23 protein-coding genes and 1 tRNA gene are annotated in these 23,207 nt (G+C 59.1%); 18 read left to right on the top strand and 6 right to left on the bottom strand.

Features of this window, described 5'->3' with window-relative positions:
* Window positions 1–152: 152 nt before the first annotated feature.
* A complete protein-coding gene (locus tag M3N55_RS11740; RefSeq protein WP_249059223.1) occupies window positions 153–1,058 on the top strand; it encodes a LysR family transcriptional regulator in 906 nt (301 codons plus the stop codon).
* A gap of 76 nt (window positions 1,059–1,134) precedes the next feature.
* On the opposite strand, the gene rlmH is transcribed toward M3N55_RS11740, so the two are convergent.
* Together rlmH and rsfS are read right to left on the bottom strand one after the other, a co-directional pair.
* On the bottom strand, window positions 1,135–1,605 hold the full coding sequence (gene rlmH / locus M3N55_RS11735; RefSeq protein WP_249059218.1) for a 23S rRNA (pseudouridine(1915)-N(3))-methyltransferase RlmH: 471 nt from the start codon (window positions 1,603–1,605) through the stop codon (window positions 1,135–1,137).
* Between the two features lie 3 nt (window positions 1,606–1,608).
* The gene (rsfS, locus tag M3N55_RS11730) at window positions 1,609–2,001 is read right to left on the bottom strand and encodes a ribosome silencing factor (RefSeq protein ID WP_428982647.1); all 393 of its coding nucleotides are present in this window, start codon (window positions 1,999–2,001) and stop codon (window positions 1,609–1,611) included.
* Between the two features lie 314 nt (window positions 2,002–2,315).
* Here rsfS and leuC point away from each other — a divergent pair, with 314 nt between their 5' ends.
* From leuC to M3N55_RS11710, 4 genes are all read left to right on the top strand, one after another.
* Entirely contained in the window at window positions 2,316–3,728 is a 1,413-nt protein-coding gene (gene leuC / locus M3N55_RS11725) for a 3-isopropylmalate dehydratase large subunit (RefSeq protein WP_249059214.1), read from the top strand.
* A 68-nt stretch (window positions 3,729–3,796) separates the two neighbouring features.
* Window positions 3,797–4,402 carry a 3-isopropylmalate dehydratase small subunit gene (gene leuD, locus M3N55_RS11720; RefSeq protein WP_249059212.1) on the top strand — a complete coding sequence of 202 codons (606 nt, stop codon included), beginning with the start codon at window positions 3,797–3,799 and terminating at the stop codon, window positions 4,400–4,402.
* Between the two features lie 273 nt (window positions 4,403–4,675).
* A complete protein-coding gene (locus M3N55_RS11715) occupies window positions 4,676–5,518 on the top strand; it encodes a hypothetical protein (protein WP_249059210.1) in 843 nt (280 codons plus the stop codon).
* Between the two features lie 53 nt (window positions 5,519–5,571).
* Window positions 5,572–6,579, top strand: coding sequence for an endonuclease/exonuclease/phosphatase family protein (locus M3N55_RS11710; RefSeq protein ID WP_249059208.1), 1,008 nt, complete (start codon window positions 5,572–5,574; stop codon window positions 6,577–6,579).
* On the opposite strand, the gene dapA is transcribed toward M3N55_RS11710, so the two are convergent.
* A complete protein-coding gene (gene dapA, locus M3N55_RS11705; protein ID WP_249059206.1) occupies window positions 6,572–7,450 on the bottom strand; it encodes a 4-hydroxy-tetrahydrodipicolinate synthase in 879 nt (292 codons plus the stop codon). The two genes, M3N55_RS11710 and dapA, sit on opposite strands and share 8 nt — an antisense overlap.
* Before the next feature lie 110 nt (window positions 7,451–7,560).
* Between dapA and M3N55_RS11700 the strand changes: the two genes are divergently transcribed.
* Complete coding sequence (locus M3N55_RS11700) at window positions 7,561–9,531, top strand: lytic transglycosylase domain-containing protein (RefSeq protein ID WP_249059205.1); 1,971 nt, start codon at window positions 7,561–7,563, stop codon at window positions 9,529–9,531.
* Window positions 9,532–9,537: 6 nt separating this feature from the next.
* On the opposite strand, the gene M3N55_RS11695 is transcribed toward M3N55_RS11700, so the two are convergent.
* Window positions 9,538–10,359, bottom strand: a complete 822-nt coding sequence (locus M3N55_RS11695; protein WP_249059203.1) for a sulfotransferase family 2 domain-containing protein — start codon at window positions 10,357–10,359, stop codon at window positions 9,538–9,540.
* 89 nt (window positions 10,360–10,448) lie between these two features.
* Here M3N55_RS11695 and M3N55_RS11690 point away from each other — a divergent pair, with 89 nt between their 5' ends.
* From M3N55_RS11690 to M3N55_RS11665, 6 genes are all read left to right on the top strand, one after another.
* Window positions 10,449–10,832 carry an HIT domain-containing protein gene (locus tag M3N55_RS11690; RefSeq protein ID WP_249059200.1) on the top strand — a complete coding sequence of 128 codons (384 nt, stop codon included), beginning with the start codon at window positions 10,449–10,451 and terminating at the stop codon, window positions 10,830–10,832.
* Between the two features lie 36 nt (window positions 10,833–10,868).
* Window positions 10,869–10,942 (top strand) — tRNA-Cys (locus M3N55_RS11685).
* Between the two features lie 410 nt (window positions 10,943–11,352).
* On the top strand, window positions 11,353–12,372 hold the full coding sequence (locus M3N55_RS11680) for an amino acid ABC transporter substrate-binding protein (RefSeq protein WP_249059197.1): 1,020 nt from the start codon (window positions 11,353–11,355) through the stop codon (window positions 12,370–12,372).
* A gap of 109 nt (window positions 12,373–12,481) precedes the next feature.
* Window positions 12,482–13,753 carry an amino acid ABC transporter permease gene (locus M3N55_RS11675; RefSeq protein ID WP_249059193.1) on the top strand — a complete coding sequence of 424 codons (1,272 nt, stop codon included), beginning with the start codon at window positions 12,482–12,484 and terminating at the stop codon, window positions 13,751–13,753.
* A 1-nt stretch (window position 13,754) separates the two neighbouring features.
* Window positions 13,755–15,053: an amino acid ABC transporter permease gene (locus tag M3N55_RS11670; protein WP_249059191.1), complete on the top strand. Its 1,299-nt coding sequence runs from the start codon at window positions 13,755–13,757 to the stop codon at window positions 15,051–15,053.
* A 12-nt stretch (window positions 15,054–15,065) separates the two neighbouring features.
* Complete coding sequence (locus M3N55_RS11665; RefSeq protein ID WP_283163954.1) at window positions 15,066–15,872, top strand: amino acid ABC transporter ATP-binding protein; 807 nt, start codon at window positions 15,066–15,068, stop codon at window positions 15,870–15,872.
* A gap of 47 nt (window positions 15,873–15,919) precedes the next feature.
* Here M3N55_RS11665 and hemP read toward each other — a convergent pair whose 3' ends face one another.
* On the bottom strand, window positions 15,920–16,081 hold the full coding sequence (gene hemP, locus M3N55_RS11660; RefSeq protein WP_249059190.1) for a hemin uptake protein HemP: 162 nt from the start codon (window positions 16,079–16,081) through the stop codon (window positions 15,920–15,922).
* An 81-nt stretch (window positions 16,082–16,162) separates the two neighbouring features.
* Window positions 16,163–16,990, bottom strand: a complete 828-nt coding sequence (gene bhcR, locus M3N55_RS11655; protein WP_249059187.1) for an HTH-type transcriptional regulator BhcR — start codon at window positions 16,988–16,990, stop codon at window positions 16,163–16,165.
* Between the two features lie 170 nt (window positions 16,991–17,160).
* On the opposite strand from bhcR, the gene bhcA reads away from it, so the two are divergent.
* The 6 genes from bhcA (at window position 17,161) to M3N55_RS11625 (ending at window position 23,076) form a co-directional block, all read left to right on the top strand.
* Window positions 17,161–18,351, top strand: coding sequence for an L-aspartate--glyoxylate aminotransferase BhcA (gene bhcA, locus M3N55_RS11650; RefSeq protein ID WP_249059186.1), 1,191 nt, complete (start codon window positions 17,161–17,163; stop codon window positions 18,349–18,351).
* A 71-nt stretch (window positions 18,352–18,422) separates the two neighbouring features.
* Window positions 18,423–19,394 carry a beta-hydroxyaspartate dehydratase BhcB gene (bhcB, locus tag M3N55_RS11645; protein WP_249059185.1) on the top strand — a complete coding sequence of 324 codons (972 nt, stop codon included), beginning with the start codon at window positions 18,423–18,425 and terminating at the stop codon, window positions 19,392–19,394.
* Between the two features lie 23 nt (window positions 19,395–19,417).
* Window positions 19,418–20,581 carry a 3-hydroxy-D-aspartate aldolase BhcC gene (gene bhcC, locus M3N55_RS11640; protein WP_249059182.1) on the top strand — a complete coding sequence of 388 codons (1,164 nt, stop codon included), beginning with the start codon at window positions 19,418–19,420 and terminating at the stop codon, window positions 20,579–20,581.
* A 121-nt stretch (window positions 20,582–20,702) separates the two neighbouring features.
* Window positions 20,703–21,665: an iminosuccinate reductase BhcD gene (bhcD, locus tag M3N55_RS11635; RefSeq protein WP_249059181.1), complete on the top strand. Its 963-nt coding sequence runs from the start codon at window positions 20,703–20,705 to the stop codon at window positions 21,663–21,665.
* 58 nt (window positions 21,666–21,723) lie between these two features.
* On the top strand, window positions 21,724–22,704 hold the full coding sequence (locus M3N55_RS11630; RefSeq protein WP_249059180.1) for a type I glyceraldehyde-3-phosphate dehydrogenase: 981 nt from the start codon (window positions 21,724–21,726) through the stop codon (window positions 22,702–22,704).
* A gap of 165 nt (window positions 22,705–22,869) precedes the next feature.
* The gene (locus M3N55_RS11625; RefSeq protein ID WP_072244567.1) at window positions 22,870–23,076 is read left to right on the top strand and encodes a cold-shock protein; all 207 of its coding nucleotides are present in this window, start codon (window positions 22,870–22,872) and stop codon (window positions 23,074–23,076) included.
* The last annotated feature ends 131 nt before the right edge of the window (window positions 23,077–23,207 follow it).

Here is a 23,207-nt window from a genome sequence, read left to right as displayed (position 1 = left end):
CCGGCACTGTTGCAAGATTGGCACAGCCAGTTCCGCGCACTTTTTGATGCCACCCGGCAACGTGTCGCGCGAAAGCCGCGCCTGTTCCGCATTCTTGCCTGAATTGGCGACAAAGATGCCTGTCTATTGAATTGGTTTCTTGAGGCGTGACGATGGACAGACTGACCGAGATGGAAGCATTTGCCACGGTGGTAGACCAAGGCGGCTTTACCGATGCGGCGCGAAAGATGGGGATTTCAAAATCCGCGGTGTCCAAGCATGTGTCCTCGCTGGAAACCCGTCTGGGAGCGCGGCTTTTGAACCGCACCACCCGTCGCGTCAGCCCCACAGATATTGGCCTTGCCTATTATGACCGCGCCCGGCGCGTGCTGAACGATGCAGGCGAAGCCGACAGCCTTGTCACTGCCATGCAATCGGCCCCTTCGGGTGTGTTGCGGCTGGCGGTGCCAACAGATTTCGGGGCCACCCATCTGTCCCCGATTTTGGGCGAGTTCCTGAACCGTTACCCTGATGTCTCGGTCAATATGGTGCTGAAAAACCGCTATGTCGAACTCATCTCCGAAGGGTTCGATCTGGCCATCCGCATGGGCGAGATGGATGATAGCACCTTGCGCGCCCGCAAGGTTTGTGAAACCACACAGCGCCTGATCGCATCGCCCGCCTATCTGGCGGAACATGGCCGTCCAGACCGGCTGGATGATCTGAACGCGCACCGCTTGCTCTATTATTCGCACAATGCCGCGTCTTCGATGTGGAAGATCACCGCCCCATCGGGTGAAGTGCGGCAAGTGCGTTCGGCAACATGGTTCTCTGTCAATGACGGGCAGTCGCTGCTGACAGCGGCAATCAACGGGCTTGGCATCGCTTATTTGCCCAGCTTCCTTTATGCGGATGCCATGAAATCGGGAATGGTTGAAGATGTCATCCCTGACCTGCCACGCGATGTGCAGGGCTTGCACGCGGTCTACCCGTCGGGCCGCTACACCCAGCCCAAGGTCCGTGCGCTGATTGATTTTCTGGTCGAGAAATTTGGCAGCCGCAATGCCGATGGCTGGTAAAAATAGGCCTGTATGAGGCTATGGCGCAACCCTTGTTCGATGTCCTCAAGGGCCGCTGCCGCGCATTCTGGCTTTTTCATTCCCGATGATAGGGACTACCCGACAGAATGGTCGCGGCGCGGTAAATCTGTTCTGCCAGCATAACGCGCGCCAGCATATGCGGCCACACCATCTGCGAAAAAGACAATAAGGTATCGGCCTGCGCGCGCATTTCCGGGCTTAGCCCATCTGCTCCGCCTATGAGAAACGCCATGTCGCGTGTGCCCCGGTCGCGGGTTTCCGCCAACAATCGCGCAAAATCAGGGGATGTCAGAGATACCCCACGCTCATCCAGCGCCACCAGATGCGCACCATCCGGGGCAGCGCGTGCCAGTAATGGTGCTTGCGCCGATGGGCTGGTCGCCTTGCGCTCATCTATCTCGTGTTCCTCGCACGGGCCAAGCGAAAGGGCGCGCCCGGTGCGATCAAAGCGGCTGCGGTAATCGTCGATCAATGCGCGTTCCGGGCCTTTGCGCAGCCGGCCCACCGCGCAGATATGCAGGCGCATGGCTTAGGCGCCAGATCGCCCGATATCCTGCCACATCTTTTCAAGCTGGTAGAATTCGCGCACTTCAGGGCGGAAGATATGCACCACCACATCGCCCGTGTCGATCAGCACCCAGTCGCCGGTGTCTTTGCCTTCAACGCGGGCGGTCAGGCGGAAGGTCTCTTTCAGGCGGTCCATCAGCTTTTGGGCCATAGCGGCTACCTGCCGAGTTGATCGACCAGAGGCAACGACCATCGTGTCCGCCATCGCGGATTTACCCTTGAGGTCAATCTGGACCACATCCTCGGCCTTGTCATCGTCCAAGGACGACAGAACCAGTTCCAGAACCGCAGCGCTGCTCAGCGGCAGGGCAGAGGCGGGGTGTGCCGCGAATGCGGTCGGGTCGGAGTAGGACAGGGGTTGATCCTCCAGAAATTGCGATAAAAGCACGATAACATTCGCGCGGCCTTATCTCAATCACCCTGCACGGCGCAACCGCGTTATTGATGAAGAAATGCGCAAACGTGAAACCGTTGCCATGGGGCCGGAATGGGCGTATCTAACATGGCATGTATCGCTTTTTCGACATGACAGATCACGCGCGCCTGCCGCAGCGTTTTACCCGAGAGAACCGATCGGTTTTGGCACGGCTGCCCTGATCGTCCGCGCGCGCAGTATCGGCGCGCCCTGAAAGCCAAGCCAAATTTCCGCTTTTCCCGAGAGATATCGCCATGCCAAAGACCCTCTATGACAAGATCTGGGATGCCCATGTCGTGCACGAAGATGCCGATGGCACCAGCCTGCTGTATATTGACCGCCACTTGGTCCATGAAGTGACCAGCCCGCAAGCCTTTGAAGGGTTGCGGATGGCTGGCCGCAGCGTTCGCGCGCCAGACAAGACGATCGCTGTCCCCGACCATAACGTGCCCACCACCGAAGGGCGCGACAACCCTGACCAGATGCCCGAAGACAGCCGCATTCAGGTCGCAGCGCTCGACACGAATGCGAAGCAATTCGGCATTCACTATTATCCGGTATCGGATGTGCGTCAGGGCATCGTGCATATCGTTGGCCCCGAACAAGGCTGGACGTTGCCGGGCATGACCGTGGTCTGCGGCGACAGCCACACGGCCACCCATGGCGCGTTTGGCGCGCTGGCGCATGGCATCGGCACGTCCGAGGTGGAACATGTTCTGGCCACCCAGACCCTGATTCAGCAGAAATCCAAGAATATGAAGGTAGAGATCACCGGCTCACTGCCGCCCGGCGTGACTGCCAAGGATATCACCCTCTCCGTGATCGGTGCCACCGGCACGGCGGGCGGCACGGGCTATGTCATCGAATATTGCGGGCAGGCGATTCGTGAACTCTCGATGGAAGGGCGCATGACCGTGTGCAACATGGCCATCGAAGGCGGCGCGCGCGCGGGCCTGATCGCACCCGATGAAAAGACCTTTGCCTATGTGCAGGGCCGCCCCCATGCGCCCAAGGGCGCGCAATGGGACGCGGCACTTTCTTGGTGGAAAACCCTCTACTCAGATGACGATGCGCAGTGGGACAAGGTCATCACCTTGCGTGGCGAAGACATCGCGCCGGTTGTCACCTGGGGCACCTCTCCCGAAGATGTGCTGCCCATTACCGGCACAGTTCCCGACCCCGCCAGCTTCACCGGCGGCAAGGTCGATGCCGCACGCCGTGCGCTCGATTACATGGGGCTGACCGCGGGTCAGAAACTGAACGACATCGAAATCGACACCGTGTTTATCGGGTCTTGCACCAATGGTCGGATCGAAGACCTGCGCGCCGCTGCCGACATTCTCAAGGGCCAGAAGATCAAGGTCAAACGCGCCATGGTCGTGCCCGGATCGGGCCTTGTTCGCGCACAGGCCGAAGAAGAAGGGCTGGCGCAGATATTCATCGACGCAGGCTTTGAATGGCGTTTGGCGGGCTGCTCCATGTGCTTGGCCATGAACCCGGACCAGCTTGCACCGGGCGAGCGCTGCGCCGCCACCTCGAACCGCAATTTCGAGGGGCGCCAGGGACGGGGCGGGCGCACGCATCTGATGTCACCTGCCATGGCCGCCGCTGCCGCCATCACCGGGCGTCTGACCGATGTGCGTGACCTTATGGTCGAACCCGCCTGATTTCATCCTTGCAAAAATATCCTGGGGTCTGGGGCAAAGCCCCAGTTCTTCCAGCCAGGAGAAGACCTATGGAAAAATTCACCACCCTCACAGGCGTCGCAGCACCCATGCCGCTGGTCAATATCGACACCGACATGATTATTCCCAAGCAATTCCTGAAGACCATTAAACGGTCGGGTTTGGGCGTTAATCTGTTCGACGAGATGCGCTACACGCAAGACGGTGCAGAAATCCCCGATTTCGTGCTGAACCAACCAGCCTATCGCAACGCGCAGATCCTTGTCGCGGGCGACAATTTCGGCTGCGGCTCGTCGCGCGAACACGCACCTTGGGCGCTTCTTGATTTCGGGATCCGTTGTGTGGTTTCGACCAGCTTTGCCGATATATTTTACAATAACTGCTTCAAGAACGGCATTCTGCCGATCGTTTTGCCGCAAGAGCAAGTGGACTCGCTGATGGAAGACGCTCGCAAGGGCGAGAATGCGCGCATCACCGTGGATCTGGCCGAACAGACCGTCACCGGGGCCGACGGCCGCGTGTTCAACTTCGAGATTGACCCGTTCAAGAAGCATTGTCTGCTGAACGGGTTGGACGATATTGGCTTGTCGCTTGAGAAAGTAGCTTCAATTGACGCTTTTGAGGCGCAGGCGGCACAAGCTCGTCCTTGGGTCTGAATCCTGAAATATAACGATTTTCCAGCGGCACCTTATTTTGGTGCCGTTTTTTTTCCACAAATTTGATGCAAAGACGCGACAGTTCGAACTCGAAATTGCCTCATCTCTTCCGGATAGTAAGAGTGCCTCTTGCTAGGATGACCAAAAATGAGCAACATTGTGTCAACATTAAGGCAGTTCCGTTTTAACGGACTGACCGAAAAACTGAGAACAATGAAAACGTTGCGGGGATCAACTCTGCATCAGGCACCGAGACGAGGCAGTCGAGCGTCCATGTCACATGTGGCACAAAGTTTCTTGCGCGGCCTGCTGGTCGCGGCCTTCGTTTTGCTGCCGGCAATGTTGTTGCCCGCAATCTCGCAGGATGTCGCGCAGGCGGCAACGCTGATTGCGCTGATTTCCGCTGCGGTTGTCATGGCGGAATATGCCGCTGCCTATCCTGGATTGATAGAGTTTCGGGATGCCAAGCCCTATAACCGCTTGCGTTTCGGTATGTTGGTTGCCGTTGTTCTTGCGCTGGCCTTGTTGCAGCGCGGGCTTGAGAGTGGCGATGGTGGCGCGCTGGGCGCAACTGCGCTTTGGCTGGCTTCGGCGTTCGATTTTAGCTTCAGTCCGATCCGTCTTTTGGTCTTGTCCTTGCCGCAGGGCTTGCCGGTCGAGCATCTGCTGAACGTAATGGCAAGCGCGGCTCTGGCTTTCGTCATGTGCTTTGTCGGCCTGCTGGTGTTTATCGGCGCGATGGCAACGGGGTATTGGCCCGCGAAGGGCAGTTCCTTCAATGTCTGGATCAATTTGCCCAATTTTGACCCGACCAAAGGGGTCGATGTCGTGCAGCGACTAGAGCGGGATGCGCAGATTAACGGTCTGTTAGGGCTTGTTCTGCCATTCTCGTTGCCGGTGTTGCTGCATCTTTCCAGCTTGCTGGTGCAGCCCATCACGTTTGAAGTGGGTCTAACGCTGGTCTGGGGGGTGGCATTCTGGGCATTCATTCCGTTCAGCCTGATTATGCGCGGCATCGCGATGTATCGTGTCGCACAACTGATCCGCCTGCAACGCCGCCGCATTGCAGAGGAAGAGGCAGCTGTGCCTTTGCCTGCGCGGTCTGCCTATTCCTGATTTGCCTGTGCGGGCCGGTCGCGGCCTTTCCGCCGGCTCCGGATGGAAATTCCTTGCGCGTTGCTTTCTGGCGGATCGACTTTGCCGCAGCCGGGCCGGGGGCTGCCTTGGGAGCAATTCTGGAGCGACGCCCGAATACTGTTGCGATGGCGCAGGTCATTGCCGGGCTCGTGCCTGACATTCTGGTCTTGTCCGGTGTGGACTATGACGCGCAAGGCCACACGGCGGCTGCGTTCAATAGCCTGATTGCCGAACAGGGTCATCATATGCCCCATATGTTGGCGCCCACCCCGAACGCCGGTATGCCAAGCGGGGTTGACCTGAACGGCGATGGCTGGGCGCATGGCGAAGACGACGCGCATGGTTACGGAGGATATCCGGGTGCGCGGGCATTGTTACTTTTGTCGAAGCATCCATGGGCAACTGAGAGGTTGCGTGATTTCAGTCAAACGCTCTGGCGCGATGTGCCCGATGCCCGGCTGTTTTCCGGCGCAACCTCGTCGCAACTTGCGGTGCACCGCTTGTCGAGTGTCGCACATATTGCCTTGCCTGTCCTGTTGCCAACTGGCGCGGAACTCTGGCTGCTGGCCTATCATGCGGGTCCGCCACGGTTTGGCGACCATCCTGACCGCAATCTGAACCGCAACCATGACGAATCCGCGTTCTGGTCGCTTTGGCTGTCGGGAAAATTGGCGGATGTGCCGCCGGATGCCCCTTTCATTCTGGTCGGCGGCAGCAATCTTGACCCGTTCGACGGGGACGGCATGTCAGACGCGATGCGCCACCTGCTTGCTCATCCGCGGCTGCAAGACCCACGTCCATCCGGGCCGGGCGGAAAGTTGGCTGCCGACCCCGACCATCTTGGCCCGCCAGAGCACGACACTGTGGACTGGGATGGCCCGCAGGGAAATTTACGGGTCAGCTATGTTCTGCCGTCATCTGATGTGACGGTGCACGCATCGGGTGTGCTATGGCCGCTGCCGGACACGCCTTTGGCAGATTTGCTTAAAGCTACGAACACCGCGCATAAACCGGTCTGGGTCGACCTATCGCTTAATTGAGCAACCCGGCATGGCGCATGGCGGCATCCATGCGCGCCTGTGCGGCTGCCGTCAGGCCGAGCAACGGCAGGCGAACATCGGTGCGGCATTTGCCCAGACGCGACAGGCCGTATTTCGCACCAACCAGCCCCGGTTCGGCAAAAATCGCCACATGCAAAGGCATCAGCCGGTCGTGAATTTCCAGCGCGCGGGCATAATCACCTGTCAGTGTCGCCTCTTGAAATTCGGCGCACAGTCTAGGTGCCACGTTTGCCGTAACCGAAATGCAGCCTATCCCGCCCTGGGCATTGAACCCCGGCGCGGTTGCATCCTCGCCCGAAAGCTGGATGAAATCGGGGCCGCACGTCATGCGTTGCAAGCTGACGCGTTCCAGCCTGCCGGTGGCGTCCTTTACCCCGATGATGCGGGGCAGCTCTGCCAGACGCGCCATCGTATCGGGCATCATGTCGACCACGGAGCGACCGGGGATGTTGTAGATGATGATTGGCAGATCGCATGAATCGTGCAGCGCGGTGAAATGCGCGATCAATCCGTCTTGCGTCGGCTTGTTGTAATAGGGTGTGACGACTAGGGCAGCATCGGCGCCGACCGCCTCGGCATGGCGCAGAAATCCAATCGCCTCGGTCGTGTTGTTGGACCCGGCACCCGCGATCACCGGCACGCGGCCCGCCGCTGCCTGCACGACCTCTTCGATAACCCGCTTATGCTCATCATGGCTGAGCGTCGGGCTTTCGCCGGTTGTCCCCACAGGCACCAGACCGTGTGAACCTTCGGCGATCTGCCAGTTCACAAGGGTATGCAACGCATCAAGGTCCAGCCCATCATCTTTCAAGGGTGTGACCAAAGCCGGTATCGAACCCCTGATCTGCATGTGCCTGTCCCCCAAGGTTGCGCGCCCGATTGCGCGATTGTGTGTTGTCGCAGGATTTGTGGCGGTTAGAACGAAGCTGCATGATTTTCAAGCTCAAAAGAGGAGTTGCCATGCAACTGCGCCGCGCCAAGACATGGGCGACAGCCTGCCTTTTCGTGGGCTTGGGCATTGGGGTATCGCCCGTGCTCTCGCAAGACACGCCGCCTCCACCGCGTATTTTGGGGGTATTGGGGAACGCTCTGGACGCCGCGCAAGCGGGTGATCTGGACGCCGCGCGCAGGCCATTGGCGCCCTTGGGGGCGGTCGCTGAGAGCCTTGTGGACTGGACATTCCTGCGCAACGGCACCGGAAGTTTGGAAGCCTATGCGCGCTTTCTGGATGGTCACGCGCATTGGCCCTTGGCAGATCGGTTGCAACGCGTGGCCGAAGCGGAATTGGAAAATGCCGATGCCGCGCAGGTGCGGGGGTTTTTCGAAGGACGGGCCCCTGTAACGCATGAGGGCAGGTTTGCCTTGGCCTTTGCCCTGCGCGAGGTTGACCGGGGACGCGCAAATGCCTTGGCGCGCAACCTATGGCTTGAGGCGCCACTGACGGACGATTCCGAGGGGCGATTGCTTGACGCATTCAGCGATGAACTAAGCGCCCTGCATGCAGATCGGGTGGACGCGCTGCTATGGGATGGCGCGCGCGACGCGGCGGAACGCAGCCTGCCACGCATTGATCCTGACCGGCAGGCGCTGGCCCGTGCGCGTATTGCGCTTCAGCAGCGGCAATCGGGGGTGGACGCACTTGTGGCCGCAGTTCCAGAACCTTTGCGCAACCATCCGGGCCTTGCTCATGACCGGTTCGATTTTCGCTATGACCAGGTTAGCCGCGACAGCGCCGCCGACCTGATGTTGCAGCAATCGCGCGCGCCTGAAGGTTTGGGGCGCCCCGAGGCTTGGACGTCGCGGCGCGTGGCACTTGTGCGCGGTGCAATGTCGGATGGCGACTATGCCAAGGCCTATGCCCTTGCCACACCAAATGGGCTGGAAGACGGGATCGCTTTCGTCGATCTGGCATTTCTGGCCGGTTTCTTGGCCCTGGAGCATCTGGACGACCCGCAACAGGCGCTGGAACATTTTCGTGCCTTGCGGGTGCGTGTGTCCAGCCCAATCTCTTTGGGTCGGGCGGGCTATTGGGAAGGGCGCGCCCATGAGGCTTCGGGCGACCCGATCTCGGCGCGGGCGGCTTATGAATTCGCGGCAGAACATCAGACAGCCTATTACGGGCAACTGGCCGCCGACCGGATCGGACTGTCTTTTGACGCGGCGTTGATCGATGGCCCGGTCTATCCTGATTGGCAAGAAACGGCTTTGGCCCAGTCTGATCTGCTGGCGGCTGCCAAGCTGCTTTACGATATGGGCGACTGGTATGAGGCACGCCGCTTTTTGATGCATCTGGCCACGCAATTAACGGCAGAGGCCGAACTTGGTGCGCTGACTGACCTGATGCTGGCTTGGAACGAACCGAATTTCGCGTTGAAACTGGCCAAGATCGCGGTTCAAAACGGCATTGTTCTGCCACGCGCCTATTTCCCGCTGCCCGCCGAGCCCGTGGATGCAAGCTCTGCACCGGCGGACCTGATCCTTGCAATTACGCGGCGCGAAAGCGAATTTGACCCCCGCGCGCGCAGCCGCGCAGACGCACGCGGCCTGATGCAGCTTTTGCCGGGCACCGGGCAGATGATGGCGCGCAAACTGGCGGTTGCGTTCGATCCGCTGGACCTGACGCTTGATCCCGCCCTGAACATGCGGCTGGGGGCCGCCTATCTTGCCGAGTTGCGTGATGAATTCGGGCCCTCATTGGGGTTGGTCGCGGCAGGGTATAATGCCGGGCCGGGGCGTCCGCGCCGCTGGGTGTCCGAAATTGGCGACCCGCGCGACCCACGGGTGGATTTCGTGTCATGGGTGGAACGGGTGCCCTTCGCTGAAACCCGCAACTACATCATGCGTGTCGCCGAATCGCAGGTCGTCTATCGCAGCCGCCTGGCAGGCAGCGTGCAGCCGATTGGACTTGAAAGTCTGATCCGGGGTCGTTGATCCCGGCTAGCCGCCCAGACAGGCCCAATGCGGCGGATGCGGATCTGCCAGGCGTTGATTGATCGCGTCCAGATCCAGCGGGTGCGTCGCGGTTCGCTGGGCAGGTTCGAAAGCTGCGTAGCCGAACAGGTCGAAATCCCAACGGTAAATCTCGTGCACAAGATGCAGGGTCAGGTCGTCGAAGTAGCTTTCGGTCGGCAGGTCGGGTCTGCGGGTGACGTTGAACCGGGGCAACAGGGCAGGCCGCCTGTCGGGTGGTATCCGTGTCAAGATCGGCGCGACCCCGCTGGCGAAGGTTTCGACTGTGAACAGGTGATCGAACAGCAGCCCGTTCACCGTGAAAGACCGCAAGTGCTGCGCTTGCGGGGTCCAGTGGCGATCATACCAAAACCTGTCCCGGTTGCGCAGCGTGTCGCGTATGAACAGCACAAAACGCCGGAAGGCCGGGCGCGGATCTGCCTTGGCGTCCAGATCAGCGCCATAATGCTGTGTCAGCACGTCGCGCAAGTTCCCCCTGTAGAAACTGCCGTCACGCTGCTGGGTACTGACTTTGTCGAAAAAGCAGGCCAATAGCCGCGAATAGGGGTTCCGCACTGCCGCGAAAATCATACGATCGGGCTGGCCAAGGGCAGTGTCGAAGGCCGGGTCCGGCCATTGCAAGGCTTCGGGGCCGGCATCGTGAATATCGCCCGTGAAGAAGTTGCCATGATCGGCGTGATATAGAAGCTGGCCTATGGTCGAGCATGCCGCTTTCGGCACCTCTCGGTAGACCAACGCGCATGTCCGCGACGCACGACCGCCAGCCAGTCGGCCGGGATGCAAACTCATACCGCTCGCGGGCCTTTGCATGGCTGTCCCTTTCCTTTGGACCGTCAGGCGCGTATCATCTTGAAAAAGCCAGAACGCCGGAAGGTTCCATGCCCTACACCTATGACGACCAAAACATTTTCGCCAAGATATTGCGAGGTGAAATCCCCTGCAACAAGGTCGCAGAGACCGAGCACACTCTGGCCTTTCACGATATTGCCCCGCATGCCCCGCACCATGTGCTGGTCATCCCCAAGGGTGCCTATGTGAATTACGATCATTTCGCAGACATGGCATCGGATGCAGAGATTGTGGATTTCACCCGCGCGGTCGGCGCTGTCTGTGTGCAGCTTGGGGTGTGCCCGACCAATGAACAGGCGGGATACCGGCTGATTTCGAATGCCGGGCCTGACGGGATGCAGGAAGTGCCACACCTACATGTGCATGTTCTGGCTGGCACCAGAATCGGGCCGCTGACTGCGAAGCGCACTTGACGTCTGTCTGACAAGTCCCTAGTTCCGGCATCCAGAGGCGAGTTGGCGGAGTGGTTACGCAGCGGATTGCAAATCCGTGTACACCGGTTCGATTCCGGTACTCGCCTCCAGCTTTCCAGCCTTTCGGATAAATCATCCGCAGCCAAAGCGCGAAGCTGCTTCGCGATATTGGTCCGCTGTCGTTGCCTCCCTTGCCGCGTAAGCCGCGCAAGCCTGTCTCGCCAAGGTATGTCGCCTTTGAACAGGTGATGGCGCATCCTAATGTCGCGTTGTTCGGCAGGCTGCACGCATATGACCGAATTGCCGATGGGGTGTTTTCTTGGACAAGACACGACACTTTGCCTGTGACCTGCCCCTTTCACAGGCAAATGTTGCGAATTGTAGGGTATAACCTGTTTAACGGCTTGACCGTTTGGCCAAGCTTGTCGCAGATTGATTAGGCAGATGGTGAAAAATGCGCCATCGCTAATCGCCCACAAGGGCAGACCGCCGCCAAGGCGGCGTCAACAGAGAGGAAACAATGAGAAAATCCGTATTTTACGGCACTATTGCTGCATCCGCACTTCTGGCTGGTGCTGCAAGCGCCCAATCGACGTTGGAAACCGTGCAATCGAATGGCGAAATTGCGTGTGGCGTGTCCACCGGTTTGGCTGGCTTCTCGGCTCCTGATGCAAATGGCGTCTGGCAGGGCTTTGACGTGGCGGTTTGCCGCGCAGTAGCCGCTGCTGTGCTGGGCGACCCGATGGCTGTCAACTTCGTCTCGACCACCGGCCAAACACGCTTCTCGGCGTTGGCATCGGGCGAAATCGACATGCTGGCCCGCAACACCACGTGGACCTTCTCGCGTGATGTGGACCTCAATTTCACCTTCGCTGGCGTCAACTATTATGACGGTCAGGGCTTCATGGTGAACCGCGAGTTGGGCGTCAGCTCTGCGATGGAACTGGACGGCGCGACCGTCTGCATCCAGACCGGCACCACGACGGAACTGAACCTTGCTGATTTCTTCCGTGTCAACGGCATGAGCTATGAGCCGGTTCCGATCGAAACCAATGCCGAAGCACAGCAGCAGTATCTGGCTGGCGCCTGTGACGTTTACACCACCGACGCATCGGGTCTGGCTGCAACGCGCGCGTCCTTCCCGGAGCCGGGTAACCACGCAATCCTGCCCGAGATCATCTCGAAAGAGCCGCTTGGGCCAGCCGTGCGTCAGGGTGACGACCAGTGGGCAGACATTGTCCGTTGGACCTTGAATGCGCTTATCGCAGCTGAAGAGCTCGGCGTCACCTCTGCCAATATCGAAGAGTTGGCTGCTGGCACTGACAACCCGGAAATCAACCGGATGTTGGGCAGCGCTGGTGAACTGGGTGCGATGCTTGGTCTGGAAAATGACTGGGCCGTGCGTGCGATCTCTGCGGCAGGCAACTATGGCGAAATCTTCGCCTCGACCATTGGTGAGCAAACCCCGATTGGCCTTGCTCGCGGTCTGAACGCACAGTGGACCCAAGGCGGCCTGCTGTACGCACCACCCTTCCGCTAAGGTTTAAACAGTAACCGCGCCCCGATTTGGGGCGCGGTTTTTTCGTTTTCATCGAATCCCTGAGCGCCTTTGGCCAGACGTTGCAGCTTTGCAGCGACAGGAGAGTTTTATGTCGAGCACTAGCGATCTTCGCACGCGGACCGCGCCGCCGAAAACGGCTTTCCGGTTGAGCATGTTGCTGTATGACCAGCGCTACAGGTCAATCACGATCCAGATTGTGTTTCTATTTGCCCTGATGCTGGGGATTGCCTGGTTGGTCGACAACACGATCAACAACCTGCGTGCGTTGGGCAAGGATTTCAGTTTCGCATTCTTGTCAGCCCCCGCCGGCTACGACATCAACCAACGACCAATAGAATATGACAGCCAGATGACCCATGGTCGGGCCGCGTTGGTCGGCTTGCTGAACACGGCCATTCTTGCGGTCATGGCCTGCGCCTTGGCAACTGTGCTAGGGGTTATCGCGGGTGTGTTGCGGCTGTCCAATAACTGGATCGTAGCGCGGCTTATGACGGTGTATGTGGAATTGTTCCGCAACATTCCAACGCTGGTCTGGATCATCATATTCGGCGCGATCATGACCGAATCAATGCCCGCACCGTCGGCATTCCGGGGCGATACACCAACCGCGAGCATGCTGTTCAACGACTCCGTGGCCGTGACCAATCGGGGTGTCTATGTCCCTGCCATCCAGTTTTCAAACGACCTGGGTAATTTGCCGCTTGGTGTGGTTGCGCCGTCGATCAACTGGTTGCTGGTGCTGGTCGCGATCATTGTAGGTATTTATGCCCACAAGGTCATTCTGAAGAATGCGACGGCGGTTCAGAATGCGACCGGGATCCGTCCGAAAACCTGGTGGAAAAGCCTGGGCGTCCTGTTCGGTCCGGTTGCACTGCTGTTCATCTTCTTCGGGGCACATCTGGAATACCCTGAATTGCGCGGTTTCAACTTCGCTGATGGTATTCATATGCGCAACTCGTTGATTGCCATGTGGCTGGGGCTTGGCATTTACACCGGCGCTTTCGTGGCAGAGAATGTGCGTTCCGGTATTCTGGCCATTTCGCGTGGTCAGACCGAAGCGGCCTTTGCGCTGGGGATGCAACCGGGCAAGACCATGCGCCTTGTGATCCTGCCTCAGGCGCTGCGGGTGATTATCCCACCGCTGATTTCGCAATACTTGAACATTACCAAGAACACGTCACTGGGCTTGGCGGTTGGATATATGGACCTGCGCTCGACGCTTGGGGGTATCAGCATCAACCAGACCGGGCGCGAGTTGGAGGGGATGCTGCTGATGATGCTGATCTACCTTGCGGTCAGCCTAAGCATCTCTGGTGCGATGAACGTCTACAACAATCGCGTCAAGCTGAAGGAACGGTAAGATGAGTGATACCCATTCCAACACCGTCAGTTATGTGCGTGACACCATGCTTGACCAGCAAGAGCCACCTGTCACCGAGCGGGGCGTTATCAAGTGGCTGCGCGAAAACCTGTTCTCTGGCTGGCTCAATTCCGTCCTCACGATTGCCTCCTTGGGGGTGATCTGGTTCATCATCATCGAAATCGGGCCGTGGTTGTTGAACACAGTCTGGAACGCCGAATCATTGCGTGAATGCCGCGCAATTCTGGATGGAACCTCTGGCGCCTGTTTCGCGGTCATTAAAGACCGTTGGCATCAGCTTCTGTTCGGCTTCTATCCGCCAGAGCATTACTGGCGCCCGGTTCTGGCAATGGTGCTGATGTTGGTCGCGCTGGCCCCGATCCTGTTTTCGGAAGTGCCGCGAAAGATGCTCTATTTCTCGGTGCTGTTCCCCTTCATCGGCTACCATCTGCTCTGGGGCGGGTCGGTCTGGCTGCCCATTTCGGTGCTCTTGGGGTTTGTCGTGGGCTATGTGGCATTCAGGGCAACGGCGAAGCTGTCGTCTTTGGTCAGCGTTATTGCCGCAGTTGCCGGAACTTTCCTTTGGTGGGTGTTCCTTGCCGGACCCTTTGACGCTGCAATGTATTCCGTTGCGCCGATCGGGCTGGAATATGTGCGCTCGGATGCGTTCGGCGGTTTCCTGATCTCCATCGTGATCGGCGTCTCGGGTATCTCATTGTCGCTGCCGTTTGGTATCCTGCTGGCGCTGGGCCGCCAGTCGGACATGATTTTCCTGAAATCGGTCTGCGTTATCTTCATCGAGTTTATTCGTGGTGTGCCATTGATTACGCTGTTGTTTACAGCGTCGTTGCTGCTGAACTACTTCCTGCCGCCGGGCACCAGTTTTGACCTGATCCTGCGGGTTATCATCATGGTGACGTTGTTTGCGTCGGCCTATATGGCAGAGGTCATTCGCGGCGGGTTGGCAGCATTGCCGAAAGGCCAATACGAGGCCGCCGATGCGCTGGGTCTGGATTACTGGAAGGCGCAACGGTTGATCGTCATGCCGCAAGCGCTGAAGATCGCAATTCCCGGCATCGTGAATACCTTTATCGGGTTGTTCAAAGATACGACGCTGGTGGTCTTCATCGGCCTGCTCGACCCTATCGGGCTGTCCAACGCCATCCGCGCCGATACGGACTGGAACGGCATCTATTGGGAGCTGTTCATCTTCATCGGGGCTTTGTTTTTCATCTTCTGCTTCGGCATGTCGCGCTATTCCATGTATCTGGAGCGCAAGCTGAAGACCGATCATCGTTAAGGAGTGCGACCTATGTCGGAAGTAGCTGCCGCCGAAATGCCCGTTGATCGCAGTATCGACACCAGCAAAATGCAGATCAGCGATGAGCTGGCGATCCAGATCACGGGAATGAACAAGTGGTATGGCTCGTTCCATGTTTTGCGCGATATCAACATGACGGTTTACCGTGGTGAGCGGATCGTCATTTGCGGTCCCTCCGGGTCCGGTAAATCGACGTTGATCCGCTGCATCAACCGTCTGGAAGAACATCAGGCCGGGCAAATCATCGTCGACGGAACCGAATTGACGGGCGATTTGAAGAACATCGACAAGGTCCGTTCCGAAGTTGGGATGGTGTTCCAACATTTCAACCTGTTTCCGCATTTGACCATTTTGGAAAACTGCACGCTGGCGCCCATCTGGGTGCGCAAGGTTCCCAAACGCGAGGCCGAGGAAACGGCCATGCATTTCCTGGAAAAGGTGAAGATCCCGGAACAGGCCCATAAATATCCTGGTCAGCTATCGGGCGGTCAGCAACAGCGCGTTGCGATTGCGCGGTCCTTGTGCATGAAGCCGCGGATTATGTTGTTCGATGAACCGACATCAGCGCTTGACCCGGAGATGATTAAAGAGGTTTTGGACACCATGATCAGCCTTGCAGAGGAAGGCATGACCATGCTGTGCGTGACGCATGAAATGGGTTTTGCACAGGCCGTTGCGAACCGGGTGATCTTTATGGACCAAGGTCAGATCGTGGAGCAGAACGAACCCAAAGAGTTCTTCAACAACCCGCAATCCGACCGCACCAAGCTGTTCCTGAGCCAGATTCTAGGACATTGAGAACGACTACGCCACACATCGAAACGGGGGCCGGTTGGCCCCCGTTTTCATTTGGTCAGGATCAGTTTGCCCGCGCGGGTAATGCGCAACTGGTAGGTTTTTCCGTCCAGTATAATCTGTGCCAGATTGCCGCCGCGCGTCAGGCTATAAACATCATGCACCGGCGCTGTGGGCGTTGTTTCTGGGATGAAACGGGTAATGGCGTTCATGGTATCTCTCTCGGGTCAGGAGTGGCATGGCTGACCTGTCGGTTGGCTGTGGACCAATCCTGACAAAATAAATCAGAATTGTCAAACCGGTTTTGCGCCGGGCATCGTGCCGCCCGTCGCCGCCGTGATTTCAGCCGCTGTTTTCACCACCAAACCCCCGATCCGGTCCAGATTGCCCGTCTCCAACCGAAAAGCCGGGCCAGACACCGACACCCCCGCCACCGGCTCTCCATGCGGGTTGAAGATTGGCGCGGCGATGCAACGCATCCCCGGTGCGCGTTCTTCGTCGTCAAAGGCAAAGCCGCGGGCACGGGTGCGAATACAATCTGCGCGCAAATCCTCTGCACAGGTCAGGGATGCGGGTGTGAAGGCTTCCAAGCCGCGCCGCGCCACAACCTGCGCAACGCGCCCCTCATCGAACCACGCAAGCAGTGCCTTGCCGATACCTGACACATGCATCGGGCCTATCGTGCCGGGCGGGAAAAAGGCGCGAATCGCCTGATGGGTTTCGACCTGCGTCAGGAACAAAACCTCGTCCTGCTGTTCAATACCCAGATTGGCAGTCTCGCCGCTTTCGCGCATCAAGGCTTGCATGGGCGCACGCGCACGCTCCACCAGCGATGTGCGGCGCAGAAATGAGGTGCCCGCGCGGAACGTTCCGACGCCCACATGCCAGACCTGCCCGGCGGGCTCCAAATCCACCATTTCGCGCTGTTGCAGGGTAATCAGCACGCGGTACACCGTGGCGGTGGACTGCCCGCACGCAGCGGCGAGATTCGACAAGGTCATCCCCTCAGACCGTGCCAGCGTTTCCAGAATCGCCATCGCGCGATCCAGTGACTGGATGGTGTTCTGTGTTGTCTTGTCATGAAAGGCGCGAGGCCGTCCGCGTCGGGATACCTGTGTCATAGACTACCTTTTTACCGTGTGCTGCACTGCAGGCAGGGAAATGAAAAACACTTACCCTCTGATAGATAATACGAAATTCTCTTTTTTCACAGATAGTAATTATTTTTCAAAAAAATTGAAAAATGCGGCTATGAGTGGCAAACCAATGTCAACACTATGAGGGGGACACTATGTCTTTACAAAACCCGGTTTTCATCCCCGGTCCGACCAATATGCCCGAAAGCCTGCGTAAGGCTTGCGACATGCCGACCATCGACCACCGTTCGCCCGCTTTCGCGGCGGTGTTCCAGCCTGCCGTTGCGGGCGTGAAAGAGGTGTTGGGCATGAGCGCAGGCGAAGTGCTGCTGCTGCCCGCCACTGGCACCGGCGGCTGGGAAGCCGCGATCAGCAATACGCTGTCACCCGGTGACAAGGTTCTGGCGGCGCGCCATGGCATGTTTAGCCATCGCTGGATCGACCTGTGCCAGCGGCACGGGCTGGATGTTCAGATTATTGACGCGCCGTGGGGCGAGGGTTGTCCGACCGACGCTATGGGGGCGGCACTGGCCGCCGATGCCGACCACAGCATCAAGGCGGTTCTGGCGACGCATAATGAAACCGCGACCGGCGTGCGCTCGGACATTGCGGGCCTGCGCGCCGCGATGGACGGGGCAAACCACCCTGCATTGCTGCTTGTCGATGGCGTCAGCTCCATCGCGTCCATGCCCTTCGAGATGGACGCCTGGGGCGTTGATATCGCGGTCGCAGGCTCGCAAAAGGGGTTCATGCTGCCCGCCGGTCTGGCGATTCTGGGTGTCTCGCCCAAGGCGCTGGCGGCGCGTGACAGCGCAAAGCTGCCGCGCACCTATTTCGATTTTGGCGATATGCTGAAAGGCTATGCTGCGGGTGGCTATCCGTTCACCCCGCCCGTGGGTCTGATTAACGGTCTGGCGGCCAGCATTGCCATGCTGAAGGCCGAGGGACTGGAAAACGTCTATGCCCGCCACCACCGGCTGGCCGAAGCGACCCGCCGCGCGGTGGGTGGTTGGGGTTTGCAGGTTTGTGCCGCGCGGCCTGACTTGTATTCTGACACCGTAACCGGGGTCATGGCGCCTGAAGGGTTCAATGGCACCGATGTGGTCACGCTTGCAGCCAGCAAATACGGCGTCGCTTTCGGTGTGGGCCTAGGCGAGGTCGCGGGCAAGCTGTTCCGCATCGGCCATTTGGGCAGCCTGACCGATGTCATGCTGCTGTCGGGTCTGGCCACGGCAGAGATGTGCATGGCCGATCTGGGCTGGCCGGTGAAGCTGGGCAGCGGCGTGGCGGCAGCGCAGGAGTATTTGCGCGGAACCGCGGCAGAGCCAATTGCCAAAGCGGCGTAATGGTGGGGCCGGGCACGCGGGGCTCTGCCCCGCACCCCGGAGTATTTTCGGCAAGATGAAATGAGGGCGAGATGAAAGATCATACAGACGCGCCGTTGCCGACATATCAAGATGTCGTGGACGCGCATGAGCGGATCAAACCATATATTCACCGCACACCGATTCTGACCTCCGAATTCATGAACAAGCTGACCGGGGCGGAGTTATTCTTTAAGTGCGAGAATTTCCAGAAAGCGGGCGCCTTCAAGGTGCGCGGCGCGTGCAACGCTGTTTTCGGCCTGTCCGACGAGGAAGCCGCCAAAGGCGTTGCCACGCATTCCAGCGGCAACCACGCCCTGTCGCTTAGCTATGCGGCCGGTCGGCGGGGGATACCGTGCAACGTCGTTATGCCGCGCACCGCGCCGCAGGCCAAGAAGGACGCCGTGATCGGTTATGGCGGCACAATCACCGAGTGCGAGCCGTCCACGACCAGCCGCGAGGCGGTCTTTGCCGAAGTGCAGGCCCGGACCGGGGCGGATTTCGTCCATCCCTATAACGACCCACGTGTGATTGCCGGACAGGCGACCTGCTCGCGTGAGTTCATGGAGCAGGTCGAAGGGCTGGATGCGGTGATCGCGCCGATTGGTGGCGGTGGCATGATTTCGGGCTGTTGCCTGACGCTGTCGAACATCGCACCCGGTGTCGAGATTTATGCAGCCGAGCCAGAACAGGCCGACGATGCTTATCGCAGCTTCAAGGCGGGGCACATTATTGCCGATGATGCGCCCAACACAATCGCCGATGGCCTGAAGGTGCCGCTGAAAGAAAACACGTGGCATTTCGTGTCACACCATGTGACCGATATCCTGACGGCGTCAGAGCAGGAAATCATCGACGCAATGCGCCTGACATGGGCGCGCATGAAGATCGTGATGGAACCGTCCTGCGCGGTTCCTTTGGCGACCATTCTGAAAAACCCCGAGGTGTTTCGTGGAAAGCGCGTAGGCGTGATCATTACCGGGGGCAATGTGGATCTGGACAAGCTGCCTTGGATGGCAGGCTGACCGATATAAAAGGGGTTAATCTTATGAACGCACCGACCAAATTTGACGGCCTTGAAGTAGGCTTTGATGTTCCTGCGTTGCCGGGTATGGACGAGGCTGACATCCAGACGCCTTGTCTTGTGCTTGATCTGGACGCGCTGGAGCGCAACATCAAGAAGATGGGCGATTACGCCGCTGCGCATGGCATGCGTCACCGTGTGCATGGCAAGATGCACAAATCCGTTGACGTGGCAAAACTGCAAGAAAGCCTTGGCGGCGCTTGCGGTGTCTGCTGCCAGAAGGTGTCAGAGGCAGAGGTCTTTGCGCGCGGCGGCATCAAGGACGTGCTTGTGTCGAACCAAGTGCGCGACCCGGCCAAGATCGACCGTTTGGCGCGCATCCCGAAATTTGGCGCGCGTGCGATCTGCTGTGTCGATGACGTAGCCAATGTGGCTGACCTGTCGGCAGCCGCCGTCAAGCATGGAACCCAGATCGAATGTCTGGTCGAGATTGACTGCGGTGCGGGCCGGTGCGGCGTGACCACCACGCCTGCTGTGGTCGAGATTGCCAAAGCCATCGACGCCGCTGAAGGGCTGAAATTTGCCGGCATCCAAGCCTATCAGGGTGCGATGCAGCACATGGACAGCTATGAAGAGCGTAAGGCAAAGGTCGATATTTCCATTGCCATGGTGCGCGACGCCGTTGAAGGGCTGAAAGCCGAAGGTCTGGACTGCGACATCGTTGGCGGCGGCGGCACCGGATCGTATTACTTCGAGTCCAATTCGGGCGTGTATAACGAACTGCAATGCGGGTCGTATGCTTTCATGGATGCCGATTATGGGCGCATTCTGGACAAGGACGGCAAGCGCATTGACCAAGGCGAATGGGAAAACGCGCTGTTCCTGCTGACCAGCGTGATGAGCCACGCCAAGGCCGACAAGGCAATTGTCGATGCCGGTCTGAAAGCGCAATCCGTGGATAGTGGCCTGCCGTTCATCTACGGGCGCGATGATGTGAAATACGTCAAATGCTCGGACGAGCATGGCGTTGTGGCCGATCCTGACGCGGTGCTGAAGGTTGGCGACAAACTGAAACTGGTCCCCGGCCATTGCGACCCGACCTGCAACGTGCATGACTGGTATGTCGGTGTCCGGGGGGGCAAGGTCGAAACCCTCTGGCCCGTCAGCGCGCGTGGCAAGGCTTACTGAGCTTGCCGCAAAGGACCGCGAGGCTCCGGATCAGGTCCGGAGCCCAAGCACCTACTCTCCGTGCCCCGGACCTGATCCGGGGCCTCTTTCTCTGCGAACACCCATAACAGGAGGCTGTCCCATGTGGATCGTGCCCGAATCCGCCATTGGCGGGCTTGTCGATGACCAAAGCGCGTTCGATGCTGTCGAAGCCACTTTCTCCGCCATGGCGCGTGATGACGCCTATAACTTCCCCGTGGTGCGCGAGGCGCTGGGCGAGGGGCGTCAATATGGTTTCAAGTCCGGCTTGGACCGTGCGGGCGCGCAACTGGGCGTGAAGGCAGGGGGCTATTTTCCGGGCAATGCCGCCAAGGGCATCATTAATCACCAGTCAACCGTATTCCTGTTCGACCCGGACACCGGTATTCTGCAAGCGGCTGTCGGCGGCAACCTGCTGACAGCTTTGCGCACGGCGGCGGCGTCTGCCATTTCGATCGCGCATTTGTCACGGCCTGAAAGCAAAGTGCTGGGTATGGTTGGCGCAGGCCATCAGTCGGTATTCCAGATGCGCGCGGCGCTGCGGCAGCGCAAGTTCGAGAAGGTCGTGGCGTGGAACTACCACCCCGACATGATGGACCGTCTGGCGGCTGCCGTTGCTGATGCTGGCCTGCCGTTCGAGGAGGTCAGTCTAGAGGATTTGGGCGCGCAGGCGGATGTGATTATCACCATCACCTCCAGCCCTGCGGCCAGCCTGATGGATGCGCATGTCCGCCCTGGCACGCATGTCGCTTGCATGGGCACCGACACGATCGGCAAGCAAGAGGTAGACCCGGCGCTTCTGGCCCGCGCCACGGTGTTCACCGACGAGGTCGCGCAATCCATTTCTATTGGCGAGGCGCAGCACGCGATTGCGCAGGGGTTGATTACGGCGGATGCGATTACGCCCATCGGTGCGGTCATCAACGGCACCCATAAGGGGCGTGCCAGTGCCGAGGAGGTGACGTTGTTCGACGGCACCGGGGTCGGTTTGCAGGATATCGCCGTGGCGTCGAAAGCCGTGGAACTGGCGCGTGCCAATGGGAGCGCGATAGAGGTCGCGCTCTAGCCTTGCAACTGACCCGCGCGCGGGTCTAACTGCGCGCGTGGCAGCGGAAGGGCACGTTATGAAAGTGGTTCTGAACGGCTTTGGTCGCATTGGCCGCACTGTGGTGCGCGCGTGGCTGAAAGGCGGTTGGCCAGGCATTGAGATCGTTGGGATCAACGATATTGCCGATGCCGAAACCTGCGCCTACCTGTTTGAATATGACAGCGTGTTCGGACCGTGGCCACAGTCGGTAAAGGCCGCTGACGGCAAGTTGCATATCGGCGCGCAAAGCCTGCGCCTGACGCATGAGCGCGACCTGTCGCGGCTGGACCTGTCTGGTGTCGATCTGGTCATGGAATGCACCGGTCGCGCCGACACAGCGGAGGTTGCAGAACGTGGCTTGCGCGCGGGAGCGTCGCGGATACTGATCTCTGGCCCGTCCGAGGCGGCTGAGGTTACGGTTGTGCTGGGTGCGAACGAGGGCATCTTAACCCGTCGGCACAAGCTGATCTCTAACGCATCCTGCACCACCAATGCGCTCGCGCCCTTGGCGCGGTTGTTGCACGATCAATGGGGTGTTGCGACGGGCTTTATGACCACAGTGCATTGCTACACGGGCAGCCAACCTACGGTGGATGCCCCGCGCGGCGATCCGGCACGCTCGCGCGCTGCGGCGCTGTCGATGGTGCCCACAACGACCAGCGCGCAAAAGCTGGTGGAACGTGTCTTGCCCGAACTGGAAGGTCGTTTACTGGGGGCCGCGGTGCGGGTGCCGACGGCCTCTGTCTCGGCGGTCGATCTATGTGTCATGTTGGAGCGGCCCGCGACCGTCGATCAGGTTAACCACGCCATGCAAAGGGCGGGCGGGGTGATCGGCTGGACCGACCGGCCGCTGGTGTCCACCGACCTGCGGGCACGGCCAGAAAGCATCGTCATGGCGTTGGCAGAGACTCAACAGACCAGCGGCGGCATGCTGCGGGTCTTTGGTTGGTATGACAATGAATGGGGCTTTTCCTGTCGTATGTTGGATATGGCCGCGCGTCTATCGGCGCTACCCTGAGCGAATTTCCTTGCCAGACGCATGGTGCCCATGTATGGAAATGCCTGCGATGTTACCTCTATCGACGACTGTTCTCCTTTACCGGCCACAGTGATATCGATCTTGCACTGACTGAGCCGAGCTGCCGCATTTCGTGGGCAGTGACACACTATTAGGAGAATTCACATGGCCACTGGCACCGTGAAATGGTTTAACGCAACCAAAGGTTTTGGCTTCATTCAACCCGATGGCGGTTCCAAGGATGTGTTCGTGCACATCTCCGCTGTTGAGCGCGCTGGCCTGCGCGGTCTGGACGATGGTCAGAAAGTGACTTTCGATCTGGAAAAAGGTCGTGATGGCCGCGAATCTGCGTCGAACCTGGCACTCGCCTAAATCGACCGCCCATTTTGTGGGCAAGAATTTTAGAAACCGCCCATATTTTGGGCGGTTTCTTTTTTTGGTGAGGTTTCGTATCTTCCTGTCCGGGCTTGGCTTGGACCCAAGCCGCGCAGCGTCCATCTTTG

It is taken from the genome of Roseinatronobacter domitianus (genome assembly GCF_023336755.1).
Lineage (GTDB): Bacteria > Pseudomonadota > Alphaproteobacteria > Rhodobacterales > Rhodobacteraceae > Roseinatronobacter > Roseinatronobacter domitianus.
The sequence above is the reverse complement of the archived record's forward strand: the minus strand, read 5'-3'. Positions and strand labels throughout refer to the sequence as shown.

Bases quoted from the DNA above. Each gene is read 5' to 3' on its own strand.
- M3N55_RS11740 (WP_249059223.1), top strand. From the start codon at position 153: ATGGACAGACTGACCGAGATGGAAGCATTTGCCACGGTGGTAGACCAA.
- rlmH (WP_249059218.1), bottom strand. From the start codon at position 1,605: ATGCGCCTGCATATCTGCGCGGTGGGCCGGCTGCGCAAAGGCCCGGAA.
- leuC (WP_249059214.1), top strand. From the start codon at position 2,316: ATGCCAAAGACCCTCTATGACAAGATCTGGGATGCCCATGTCGTGCAC.
- leuD (WP_249059212.1), top strand. From the start codon at position 3,797: ATGGAAAAATTCACCACCCTCACAGGCGTCGCAGCACCCATGCCGCTG.
- M3N55_RS11715 (WP_249059210.1), top strand. From the start codon at position 4,676: ATGTCACATGTGGCACAAAGTTTCTTGCGCGGCCTGCTGGTCGCGGCC.
- dapA (WP_249059206.1), bottom strand. From the start codon at position 7,450: ATGCAGATCAGGGGTTCGATACCGGCTTTGGTCACACCCTTGAAAGAT.
- M3N55_RS11700 (WP_249059205.1), top strand. From the start codon at position 7,561: ATGCAACTGCGCCGCGCCAAGACATGGGCGACAGCCTGCCTTTTCGTG.
- M3N55_RS11695 (WP_249059203.1), bottom strand. From the start codon at position 10,359: ATGAGTTTGCATCCCGGCCGACTGGCTGGCGGTCGTGCGTCGCGGACA.
- M3N55_RS11690 (WP_249059200.1), top strand. From the start codon at position 10,449: ATGCCCTACACCTATGACGACCAAAACATTTTCGCCAAGATATTGCGA.
- M3N55_RS11680 (WP_249059197.1), top strand. From the start codon at position 11,353: ATGAGAAAATCCGTATTTTACGGCACTATTGCTGCATCCGCACTTCTG.
- M3N55_RS11675 (WP_249059193.1), top strand. From the start codon at position 12,482: ATGTCGAGCACTAGCGATCTTCGCACGCGGACCGCGCCGCCGAAAACG.
- M3N55_RS11670 (WP_249059191.1), top strand. From the start codon at position 13,755: ATGAGTGATACCCATTCCAACACCGTCAGTTATGTGCGTGACACCATG.
- M3N55_RS11665 (WP_283163954.1), top strand. From the start codon at position 15,066: ATGTCGGAAGTAGCTGCCGCCGAAATGCCCGTTGATCGCAGTATCGAC.
- hemP (WP_249059190.1), bottom strand. From the start codon at position 16,081: ATGAACGCCATTACCCGTTTCATCCCAGAAACAACGCCCACAGCGCCG.
- bhcR (WP_249059187.1), bottom strand. From the start codon at position 16,990: ATGACACAGGTATCCCGACGCGGACGGCCTCGCGCCTTTCATGACAAG.
- bhcA (WP_249059186.1), top strand. From the start codon at position 17,161: ATGTCTTTACAAAACCCGGTTTTCATCCCCGGTCCGACCAATATGCCC.
- bhcB (WP_249059185.1), top strand. From the start codon at position 18,423: ATGAAAGATCATACAGACGCGCCGTTGCCGACATATCAAGATGTCGTG.
- bhcC (WP_249059182.1), top strand. From the start codon at position 19,418: ATGAACGCACCGACCAAATTTGACGGCCTTGAAGTAGGCTTTGATGTT.
- bhcD (WP_249059181.1), top strand. From the start codon at position 20,703: ATGTGGATCGTGCCCGAATCCGCCATTGGCGGGCTTGTCGATGACCAA.
- M3N55_RS11630 (WP_249059180.1), top strand. From the start codon at position 21,724: ATGAAAGTGGTTCTGAACGGCTTTGGTCGCATTGGCCGCACTGTGGTG.
- M3N55_RS11625 (WP_072244567.1), top strand. From the start codon at position 22,870: ATGGCCACTGGCACCGTGAAATGGTTTAACGCAACCAAAGGTTTTGGC.